The organism is Ruminococcus sp. (assembly GCF_019417665.1).
Taxonomy (GTDB): Bacteria; Bacillota; Clostridia; order Oscillospirales; family Ruminococcaceae; genus Ruminococcus_C.
In genome coordinates this window covers 1-10,824 of the sequence record NZ_DXUU01000066.1, presented here as the reverse complement: position 1 = coordinate 10,824, position 10,824 = coordinate 1, and the positions used below count along the sequence as shown (strand labels likewise).

11 protein-coding genes are annotated in these 10,824 nt (G+C 40.8%); 8 read left to right on the top strand and 3 right to left on the bottom strand.

Annotated elements, in window-relative coordinates; genetic code table 11:
* From QZ375_RS12475 to QZ375_RS12455, 5 genes are all read left to right on the top strand, one after another.
* Positions 1-728 (top strand): pyocin knob domain-containing protein (locus QZ375_RS12475; protein ID WP_295219584.1); only part of this gene is annotated, 728 nt, incomplete at its 5' end.
* Between the two features lie 17 nt (positions 729-745).
* Complete coding sequence (locus tag QZ375_RS12470) at positions 746-1,936, top strand: leucine-rich repeat domain-containing protein (protein WP_295219583.1); 1,191 nt, start codon at positions 746-748, stop codon at positions 1,934-1,936.
* Positions 1,937-2,254 carry a hypothetical protein gene (locus QZ375_RS12465; RefSeq protein ID WP_295219582.1) on the top strand — a complete coding sequence of 106 codons (318 nt, stop codon included), beginning with the start codon at positions 1,937-1,939 and terminating at the stop codon, positions 2,252-2,254.
* Complete coding sequence (locus QZ375_RS12460; RefSeq protein ID WP_295219581.1) at positions 2,251-2,463, top strand: holin; 213 nt, start codon at positions 2,251-2,253, stop codon at positions 2,461-2,463. Before QZ375_RS12465 ends, QZ375_RS12460 begins: the two co-directional genes overlap by 4 nt.
* Before the next feature lie 3 nt (positions 2,464-2,466).
* Positions 2,467-3,384, top strand: coding sequence for a peptidoglycan recognition family protein (locus tag QZ375_RS12455; RefSeq protein WP_295219580.1), 918 nt, complete (start codon positions 2,467-2,469; stop codon positions 3,382-3,384).
* Positions 3,385-3,494: 110 nt separating this feature from the next.
* Here QZ375_RS12455 and QZ375_RS12450 read toward each other — a convergent pair whose 3' ends face one another.
* Positions 3,495-3,920 carry a hypothetical protein gene (locus QZ375_RS12450; protein WP_295219579.1) on the bottom strand — a complete coding sequence of 142 codons (426 nt, stop codon included), beginning with the start codon at positions 3,918-3,920 and terminating at the stop codon, positions 3,495-3,497.
* A gap of 344 nt (positions 3,921-4,264) precedes the next feature.
* Here QZ375_RS12450 and QZ375_RS12445 point away from each other — a divergent pair, with 344 nt between their 5' ends.
* The 3 genes from QZ375_RS12445 to QZ375_RS12440 all read left to right on the top strand — a co-directional run bounded on the left by QZ375_RS12445 (position 4,265) and on the right by QZ375_RS12440 (position 5,391).
* Complete coding sequence (locus tag QZ375_RS12445) at positions 4,265-4,414, top strand: hypothetical protein (RefSeq protein WP_295219578.1); 150 nt, start codon at positions 4,265-4,267, stop codon at positions 4,412-4,414.
* Positions 4,415-4,621 (top strand): sporulation initiation factor Spo0A C-terminal domain-containing protein, encoded by a 207-nt coding sequence (locus QZ375_RS14310; protein ID WP_365729087.1) that lies wholly within the window; start codon positions 4,415-4,417, stop codon positions 4,619-4,621.
* A gap of 143 nt (positions 4,622-4,764) precedes the next feature.
* On the top strand, positions 4,765-5,391 hold the full coding sequence (locus QZ375_RS12440; RefSeq protein WP_295219577.1) for a dockerin type I repeat-containing protein: 627 nt from the start codon (positions 4,765-4,767) through the stop codon (positions 5,389-5,391).
* A 549-nt stretch (positions 5,392-5,940) separates the two neighbouring features.
* On the opposite strand, the gene QZ375_RS12435 is transcribed toward QZ375_RS12440, so the two are convergent.
* Both QZ375_RS12435 and QZ375_RS12430 read right to left on the bottom strand, forming a co-directional pair.
* Positions 5,941-9,315 (bottom strand): DEAD/DEAH box helicase family protein, encoded by a 3,375-nt coding sequence (locus QZ375_RS12435; RefSeq protein ID WP_295219585.1) that lies wholly within the window; start codon positions 9,313-9,315, stop codon positions 5,941-5,943.
* Positions 9,257-10,234 (bottom strand): recombinase family protein, encoded by a 978-nt coding sequence (locus QZ375_RS12430; RefSeq protein ID WP_295219576.1) that lies wholly within the window; start codon positions 10,232-10,234, stop codon positions 9,257-9,259. Before QZ375_RS12430 ends, QZ375_RS12435 begins: the two co-directional genes overlap by 59 nt.
* Positions 10,235-10,824 lie beyond the last annotated feature (590 nt).

The following is a 10,824-nucleotide window of genomic DNA, read 5'->3' as shown; positions in this document are numbered from 1 at the left end:
CTGAACAAGGCTTGATGTCCGCAGCAGACAAAACCAAACTTGACAGCATTGAGGAGGGCGCAAACAAAACAGTAGTAGACACCGCCCTATCATCAACTAGCACAAACCCAGTGCAAAACAAGGCGGTTGCCACCGCATTAAACACCAAATCTAGCACAAGTCATACCCACAAATCGCTTGCAGCGACCACACTGACCAGCGAAAATCTAAATGATATCGCAATGTCCATATGTGACGTATACCAGGCACAGCAAGGGCACACTTGTAAAAATGCTCCGGTTGCATCTTATCCGTTTACACTCATCACAACACGTATATCATCGTCTGCAAAATCACAGATAGCTGTATATCCGCACAACAACACCGCATATATGCGATCACTTGCGGCTGGTGCATGGACAGATTGGACTCCTATTAATACGGTGGATACCGGTTGGATCACTCTCACTGGCAATGTCAAATACCGTAAAATCGGCAATATTGTCGAGGTAAGAGGCACATACACAGCGCCTAACTCTGGCGGCGGCTTGACAATCGGGACGCTGCCAGCAGGATACAGACCGTCTAATGCCGCAGTATATAACACAAATAGCATCAATGGGACGGCAGCAAATATCTATTATACATCTGTAAGTACGGCAGGGGTGCTTATTATCTCTAGCATGTCAGGCAATGCGTTTACGCAAGGCACAGCGTACAACGTTAATATTATGTTTATGGTTGATTGATTGGAGGTAATGCAATCATGGCATTTTCATGTGGTTTTTTTAATTCAAAAGATCTTGATAGGGTGTACAAAGCGGAAGACTTTACATCCTATCTGTCGAGCTTTATTTGCAACGGTATCCTGGACACATATGGAGACTGCTTTTCAATATCTTTTGGCACTGGGGAAAGTATTATTATTGGAACAGGAAAAGCGTGGATAAACGGGCATTATTTTTGCAATGATACCTCTTACACGTTGGATTTGTCACAGTATGCAGACGAATCCCTCAGCCGTTATGTGTTGATCGGCATATCCTGTGACACCAGCGATGCAGTACGGAATTGTCAACTTGAAGTCCTACAGGGTACTGCCGCAACAGATCCAGAGATACCATCTTTTACAAACACGTCAGAAAAAACATATCTGACACTTGCAGCTGTTTTGCTCCGTGCCGGTGTGGACAAAATAATCAGCATAACCGACTACAGAGCAAACGAATCAAAATGCGGATATTGCAAATGTATCCTTGGGAAATGTGGTGTAACACAATTGCAGGAGCAGGAGGCAGCGCTGGAAAAGCGTTTGGCAGCTGCGGAGCAGGCAATAGCTGCATCCGGCGTGGAAGTACTGGAGTCTGGGTCTTGCGGATCAAATGCGGAATATACGCTGTATACAAATGGCGTGTTGCAGATTACGGGAAGCGGTGCAACGGACGATCAACACGAAACAAGCCAGTGGGCGAGATCTGGTATTGCAGATAGTATCACAAAAATTATTGTTGACGATGGGATCACACGCATTGGGGAACATTTTTTTCATGATCTTTCTAACGCTCAATCTGTACAGATCCCACAAACAGTGTCCGAAATCGGTACATGGGCATTCGGTGGATGTTCTAAAATTTCCGGCTTGTCACTTCCTGGAATCCTATCTGATATCCAGGCGAATACATTTAATGGTACATCACTGACGGCACTATCCATTCCCGTGTCAGTGCAGACAATTCAAATGTTTGCGTTTAATGGCACTGCAATTGAAAATCTGATCTATGCAGGTACAACGACACAGTGGGGTGCAGTGGACAAAAAATCAGATCCAAACACACCATCTCTTGCGGATTCGTGGGATACGACATGCAATAATCCAGAAGCGCATCTTACAAAGGTAATTTGCACAAATGGAAACTATGTCAGAAACGACAGCGGCGCATGGGAGGTGGAATCGTAAATGGATTGGGTCACAATTGCAATCTCAATCTTTACAGCGTCCGGTATTTTGGGGATTGGAACAAAAGCGATACTATCACAGATAAAAAAACAGGATGGTCGGCAAAAAGCGTTAGAATATGGTGTACAAGCGCTCCTGCGTGACAGGATGTTACACAGCTACAACAAATATATTGACGCAGGCTATGCGCCGATATATGCAAAAGAAAACTATGAGAATATGTATAGGCAGTACCACGAATTAGGCGGAAATGGCGTTATGACACATCTACATGAAGATTTTATGGCATTGCCTACCGAAAAGGAGGAATCGAAATGAATCGAAACTGGAAAACATGGGCAAAAGCTGCGGCTGTACGTGCGGTTAAGACTGTGGCACAGACTGCTGTTGCAATGATTGGCACTACTGCGCTGATCAGCGAGGTTGATTGGCTTGCGGTTGTGTCTGCGGCGGTGTTGGCTGGTGTACTGTCGGTACTGACATCGGTGGCAGGGCTGCCGGAAGTAAAAACAAATGAGGAGGACTAAGCTATGACTATCACAAACGCGTATCTCACACATAACCGCCCTGGTACAAAGCGGACGAAAACCACTGCTATTGCAGTGCATTGGGTCGGGAATCCAGGCAGCTCTGCCATGGCGAATCGGAATTATTTTAATTCGACAGACCGTGCTGTATCCAGCAATTACATTGTGGGATTGCAGGGCGAGGTGATCTGCTGCATCCCGGACGAAGAAGTCAGCTGGTGCACCAATCAGGCAAACAGCTACACCGTGTCCATTGAAACATGCCACCCGGATGCAACTGGAAAGTTTAACACTGCTACTTATAACGCCCTTGTGGAACTGACTGCGCAGCTGTGCAAAAAGTATGGTCTGGACCCGCAGAAAGGCGGTGTGATCCGGCATTTTGACGTGACGGGGAAAGTTTGCCCGAAATGGTTTGTGCCTAAGAAAAACGGCGGCACAGATACCGACAACAGCGCAAACTGGGCAAAATTTAAGGCAGATGTGGCTGTGAAGATGAATGGCACATCTACATCTACATCTAGTGGCACGGCACAGTTGTACCGTGTGCGTAAGTCCTGGGCTGATTCTGCGTCTCAGATCGGAGCATACAGCAGTCTGGAGAACGCTAAAAAGGCTTGCACATCTGGATACACAGTTTACGATGCGAATGGTAAGGCGGCGTATACGGCAACTTCTGCGGCATACAGAACCGACTGGAAGCAAGGCGAAAAAGTCACCATCGCAGATCAGGCACAGCTGTTTGCAAACGAGACAACCAAAACACCATCCAGTCGACTGAAAGGTGGAACGTATTATATCTACGACGGCGTTTGCTGCAAAAATGGCAGATATCGCATTACTACTCGTGCGGATTACTGCGGTAAGACTCCGGTCGGGAAGTATGTGACTGGGTATGTGAGTATTGATAAGATGAGCTGATACAGATAATAATAAAACCCGGCGGTACTACAGGATAATTCCTGCGGTATCGCCGGGTTATTGTATTTTTTCATAAAAACTTTGCGGAGTTGTTTCGATATAATTTATTATCATCCTACATAAAAAGGAGTTCCGCAACGTCCGTTATATTGATCAAGAACTCCTGCCGCCTTTTTGGCGTAGTATGATAGAATATCTTCTGCATCTGCTTGATTGATGAATCTGTCTCCATTTACATCTGCTGTTTGCGGCACTGGATTGTCAATATTAGGGAAGTATACAGAAGGACGAGCAATTGCATAGCTTGTAGGAAGATTTTCATCTCCTGTTAAAGAAGTAAATTTTGAAACTGCCGATAAAACAATGTTAGCATCCTGGATGTCAATTTGCCCATCATTATCGACATCTCCGTATACATAGTAATTTCCCCTTGGCTGAATATTGTCATTTGCCGCACTAGCCGGCACAATGGTTGCAGTTGCAATCGAGAGAATTGATAAGCTTGCCGCCACGGTCTTTAGCATTCTTTTTTTCATGATATTCCTCCTGTTATTAATATGTGTTATTACTGAATATACAACAGAAATAAAGTTGAATTGCTTCAATTTCTACCGTTATCATAGCATAAAATCATTGTCGTAAATTGCTGAACTGTGTCGACACAAATAAAAAAATTGAGAGCACCATCACAACGTTGTTCTCTTTAAGTACTATAGGATAAATCCTGCGATATCACTGATTTTTATGTATTTAGAATCATTCGTCAAGAATCGACAAAATAGGTATAGAAAAGATATATATTGTATCAGAATGTTTCTGTTATTCTATAAAAGGAAGACATAACTTTTTAGAAAATAAAACATAACAGGAGCATATTAATATGGGGATTTTGAAAGAAAAGTTAAAAACACAATATTCATACGAGGAAAAGATTGCAACGAGGATGATTCTCCAAATGGGGATTCAGGCAAATCTAAAAGGATATTCCTATTTGAGGAAAGTAATCGTTTTGTCAGCACAAAATCCATAACTGCAATGTAATCAATTATATGGCGTCGTTGCTGAAATGTATGGTGTGAAACCGAAAAGTGTGGAAAGAGCAATACGCTACGCAATCGAACTAGCTTATGACGTTAACCCGAGACAATTGCAGAGTTTTTTTCCGTATCGCATTGGAAAGCCGGGTAATTGGGAAGTAATTGCACTTGCTGCGGATAGGGTTCGGATGGGAGGCTGATAAATTTCAAAATCTTTTATGTTATATGACTTGGTTTGACATGATTCGACGATTATCCATGTTATACTTATGATAGAAATAAATTGATGTATATCAACTCTGTTTCTATTACGTTTACAAAATAAATACTTGGGAGGAACATCATGAAAAAAAGAATGAAAAAAATTATTGCGTCTATTTCAGCTGCTGTTTTTGCAATTCCAATGATGAGCATTACCATTCCAGCGAATGCATACTATTCTGGTCAGCAGCATACTTGGAGAATGGTAGAGAAAACATCTACAATTGGAATGGAATGGTATTCCAGCGTTGCAATTAAAAAAAGCAATTACACGTTCGGGGCAAGTCAAAAGGGAGATTTGATTGTTAACGCTGCAAATTTTCAATCTTCGTATTCTTCAAATTTATCTGCATTGACAACATCATACTCTGGTTCCCCTAAAATTAATGGAGGGGGTTATCTTTCCAAATCCACATGGTATACGCCTACTACTGTGACGTCATTCTCGATGAATTACAGTTACGAAACCAGCAATGGCGCTGTAATTACGCCTATTTATGTACTAGTGGGGGACGTCAATCAGGATGGATACGTAAATAATTCAGATGCTGAATATTTAGCTAAATATTTGGCAAGTCAAGTTTCCGGTAGTATGAGTTTGACGGAAAAACAAATGCTGGCTGCCGATGCCAATAATGATGGAAAGGTGAGTGCCCTAGATTGCTCTGCCATAGCCGCCTTTGCTGAAGGGAATAAGAATCATTTTTAAAAAAATATAGCTAACAGTATTTACAGATATCGGCAATTGTGCTATACTATAAATGCAACTTCCTTTTGCTACGTTATTCTATGCAATCGTCTGGCTTCGGTTGGGCGGTTGCTTTTTTTATATTTGGTGTTTGCCATATCTATTTTGCTCAGTGCTTTCAATGACTGTAAAAATAAAAAGTCTCTGTCAACTATTGAAATAATTGATAGAGACTTGTGTGTATTTAAAGGGATGCCACCGATTATGCGGATTTGATATAGTGTATTGTTGTACATATTATAGACTGCGGACTCCCGCAACCATATCTGCACCTAACGAATGATACAATCGTTGGGTGCATTTTTATTGTAAAAAATCCGAGAAATAAGCACATTTCCGGCAATTATCAAACGATAACAGCCACATTGAAGTCAAAATCGCTGTGGCTGTTTGTTATTTTCGGGGTAAAATAAAACGATAACTTGCTATCGTTTTATTTTAGGAGTTAACGTTTTCTTTTTGATGCTATCGTTTTCTGATTGAAAAAGCGACTAGAATGGACAGATGCAATCAATTCAAAGCCAACTCCCCAGCCAATTCTTCATCTATCATACGCAGTACGCAAATGTCATCTGAAGCAGCAAATAACTCAGAACAGCCATACCACACAGTTTTCTCATCAATGATAGCAAAACTGTGATTGATATGATTTTTTAACGTACACTGAAATCCATGAAATGAAAATAACTGCACCAATTTTTCATGATAGGAGGTGCTTGATTTTTTGATGATTACCTTCATTGACACGTTGTTTGCATAAAGCGTTTCAGCGATTTTCAAAATCTGATTCACATATCCAGTAGAATAGTATCCGCCGCAAATGACGAGTGAGCGTTTCGCTGAGGCTATATCCAAAAGCAAATCTTTTACATATTTTTCATTGGAATAAATACTCTGAAAATCGATTTCTTTCTGTTGCTCTGCAGCAAGTGTATAACCGAGTTGCGCATATCCTCTTAATCGTTTCTTATACATGTTTTCAAACATGGGAACGTGCAGATCTGCATAGTCGTAAATGACAACACTGGTTTTTCCGTCATGTTCCCTGTGTAGTCGTCCAGCATATTGTGCCAGCGTACCAGACCATGAAATCGGCATTGTTAGAAATAGTGTGTCTAATCGTGGAAAATCAAAGCCTTCACCGATATATTTGCCTGTTGCAAGGAGAATGACGCTTTCATTTTCCGGGAGAGTTTGTATCATTGCAAGCCGTTCACGTTTTTCTTTTGCAGTTCCTTTTCCATTCAGAATGATAACATGGTCAGCAGAATTTTGCAAAAGTTCATATAGCTTGGTAATATGTAAGGTGCATTCTGAAATGACAATGGGTGTTCTGCCATCCGAAACAGCCTGTTTTACGTCCTCAGAAATCATTTGATTTCGGGTATTGCTTTCACAAATTGCCTGGTAATGCTGTGTAATTGTCATTTTTTCATCTGTGACAGCTCGATATTTTGTAAATCTAGGTATAAGAATGTGAGAAAAATTATGTTTTTGTGCGTATTCTTTTGCATCTGCCTGATAGCGGATTGGACCGCACTGCATAAAAATAATGGGCTGATGTCCGTCTGATCGTTTCGGTGTTGCTGTCAATCCGTATACATATTTTGCATGTGTTTCCCGTAGGATTGCTTCAAAGCTGAATGCTGAAATATGATGACACTCATCTACCAGAACCATTCCGTATTGATTGACTATGGGCTTGACCTCGCCATCATGATATAGTGATTGCATTACTGCAATATCAATGATCTGATTCAGTGTATTTTTACTGCTTCCAAGCTGTCCAATGAGTGAGCGTTTTCTTTTTCGTCCACGTTTGACCGGTTCTTCCGGTAATACTTCGTGAATATCCAGAAATTCGGTCAAAGATTTTTTCCACTGCTCCAAGAGTGTCTGGGTATGTACCAAAATCAAGGTATTGACTTTGCGATTTGCAATAATTCCGGCGGCGGTTACTGTTTTTCCAAATGCCGTGGTTGCTGCAAGAACGCCAGTATTATACATTGCCAGAGCCTGTACTGCATCTTGTTGTTCTGGACGTAGCGTTCCGCAAAATGAAACGTTGATTGTTCTGCCGGAAACGGTTTCATCAGTAAAATGAACCTTTGAATCATTTTCCATCATCAGTTGCATCAACGCTTCTTTGCAGCCTCTTGGCAGCATGATATAGTTTTCATCTTCACTGGCAAGGGAAATGATACGAGGTTTTCCATAAGTGGACATATGCATTGCCTGTGCTTTATAGAAATCGGGATTTTTGAAAGCAGCCAGCCTTTTGATTCGATTGAGACCATTTTGCGTAATACCGACTTTGGGAATGTAAAGCAGATTTGAGATAACTACGTGAATTTCTTCTGGATACGCACATAGTTGGTTGCTTTCTGAGATGGGCAGCATCCATGGTTTGTCAGATGTTTCTTCCCGAAACAATTCGCCCAAATCTGTATCTTTCCTGTGTGTTTGAATAAATTGTTCCGTTTCTGAAATCTGCATTTTTGAAATAGTGGAAAGATAAGCCCACTGGTCAGCATAAGGGACAAATTTTTCATTGACAAAAGCACTGTTTCCTTGAACAAGCGCCTGTTTTTGCAGCGGAAGTGCGATCAGATTACCAAAGCCGCCGGAAGGCATGGTATCCTGATTTGGAAACATTCTGTCATAGGAATCAAAATGAATTTCATGACGTTGCTGCATAGCCAAAGTCAGCAGACAAGAGCCAAGCTGCCGTGCTGTTTTTGCTGAAATTGGTGTATCAAAAAATATCCACAAATGAGCACCGTTTCCGGAACGGGAGCGTTCCACAGATGCTGGAATATGATGTTCCTGACAAACTTGTCTGACTGCTGAAGCATCCTCCATCCAGTTTTCTTCGTCAAAATCAATCGCAAGAAAATAGGTCGTTTCATCTGGGAGCATAGGGTAAATTCCAACAACATCCCGACACAGCAAATCCTTTCCTGCAAGATGAAGATAAATTGTCTTGTCCGTAACTGGCTCATAACTGCGATAATTGCAGTCAGCGCACTTTACCTGAGGCAGATGACAAATACCAGGTATCCACTTATTTCGGCATACAGGGGAATAACCACTTTTTCCAGTCTTTTGATTATGCCATCGCAATGCATAAACATCTTCTCTTCCACGGAAGAGGGAACGAAACAGATCAATTTTTTCACTTGGTGTACTTTTCATGGTGACAGAAGCAGCAGAAAATAAAATCTCTTCTCTGGATGGATTCAAGAATTCAGCGGCTTTCTTGATTTCAGACAGAACTCTTTCATCTTTTTCGGCAGGAACGTGATCTGTATTATGGCTACAAACCAAAGGGTAGATCTGCTGTGTATTCATATAATGCATGAGACATACTGCCGTTTCATAGGCTTTTTGCGGATTTCCGGAACCGCCGCCTGCAAGTAAAACTACTCCCTTTTTTTGTTTTAACTCTGGTGATTCATGCAAAAACTGTTTGGCAGAAAAATATAGCTGCAGCCGACTGCCAATATCCAACAGCTTTCCCGTCAGTTCCGAGAAGTAGATCGGCGATGCGATTACAACATTGTCACATGTTTCAAGATACTGATACACTTCCTGCATCTCATCTTTTATGATACATCCGAATTGTTCTCGACATTTCCGGCAGTCGATACAGGGAGAAATATTTGCAGTATAGGCGTTAACAATTTTAATGTCTCCATGCAGCTGTTTCGTTAATTCTTGAATCAGAAAAGTTGTATCGCCGTTTTTTCGTGGAGATCCATTGAGTATGAGTGTTTTGATAGTGACCACACTCCTTTTTGTTTCATTATATCCGAGTAGATAATATTTACTGGTTTTCTTTTTTGGAGCTATATTTTGTATTTTTTCTTCTAACACCATTTCCATCACGAATAACATTGCTTCTTTTCAATTTTTCATCCTGAACTGCATCGAAATCCTCTCTTGAAATAATTGCAGGATGACTTTTAGCGGATAAATATTTGTTCTTTTCGCCGAAATTGGTAACTCGCTTTCGATTGGGAAACCCAGTGGTGTATGTTTTGAAAACGATAACGTCCCCAACATATTTTTCATTACTCAAAATATTATCAATTGTTCTATTATACCATTGTGTTTTTCCAGAAGGAGATGATATGTGCCGCTGTTCCAGTTCTTTCTTGATTCCAACAATACTTTTACCTTGTAAATACAAATCAAAAATCAGTTGCACGACCTCTGCTTCTCGAGACTGAATTATCAGTTCGCCATTTTCGTCATTGGTATATCCATAGCATTTGCGAGTATAAATTTTAGATGTGCCATCAATGACTTTCTTTTTGATACCCCAGTAAACATTTTGGCTGCGGTTTTCACTTTCTTCTTGTGCGATTGCTTCAATCAAAGAAATAATGAAAGTATTTTCACCATAAGCAGTGCTGAGATTTTCTTCATCAAAAATAACTTCTGTACCAAAAGAAGTGAGTTTTTGTAATATATCAAGAATTTCAGCAGTGTTTCTTCCAAACCGGCTGATGCATTTGGTCAAAACAATGTCGAGCTTTTTGCTTTTACAATCCTTTATCATTCGTTGAAATTCCTCTCGATTATCGGTCTCTGTGCATGATCGAAAATCAAGATAGATGTCAGCCAATCTCCAGCGAGAATCAGCAGCAACTTTTTGCGTTAGCCATGAAACTTGATTCGCCATACTATGCAGTTGTTCCTGACTTCGAGTACTAATGCGGCAGTAGATACCTACATTGTAATATAATTTTGGCATAGATGGTACGAATTTAATTTGTTTTACTCGTCTTTCTTCATCCATGGGATTTCCCTCATTCCTGTGCTGGTTCAAAAATAGTCTACTTAAATTGAAGAAAATGCAGTGATAACTACTTATTCATTATAGCAGAAATCCGTGGAAAATACAATGTTTTTAATTGCATCGCTATCGTTTTATTTTTAGTCTCCTCGGAACATATCTGCACCTAACGAATGATACAATCGTTGGGTGCATTTTTATTGTAAAAAATCCGAGAAATAAGCACATTTCCGGCAATTATCAAACGATAACAGCCACATTGAAGTCAAAATCGCTGTGGCTGTTTGTTATTTTCGGGGTAAAATAAAACGATAACTTGCTATCGTTTTATTTTAGGAGTTAACGTTTTCTTTTTGATGCTATCGTTTTCTGATTGAAAAAGCGACTAGAATGGACAGATGCAATCAATTCAAAGCCAACTCCCCAGCCAATTCTTCATCTATCATACAAGGAATTCATGCTGCCGCTTCCGAAACAGCCGTATGAGCCGTCTGTGTGGAAGCAACAGGCTGTTGGCAAAGACTATCTCATCAGCGATGGTCTCAATAAGTATTCTGTACCGTTTGACCTGATTGGCGAACAGGTGCAGATCC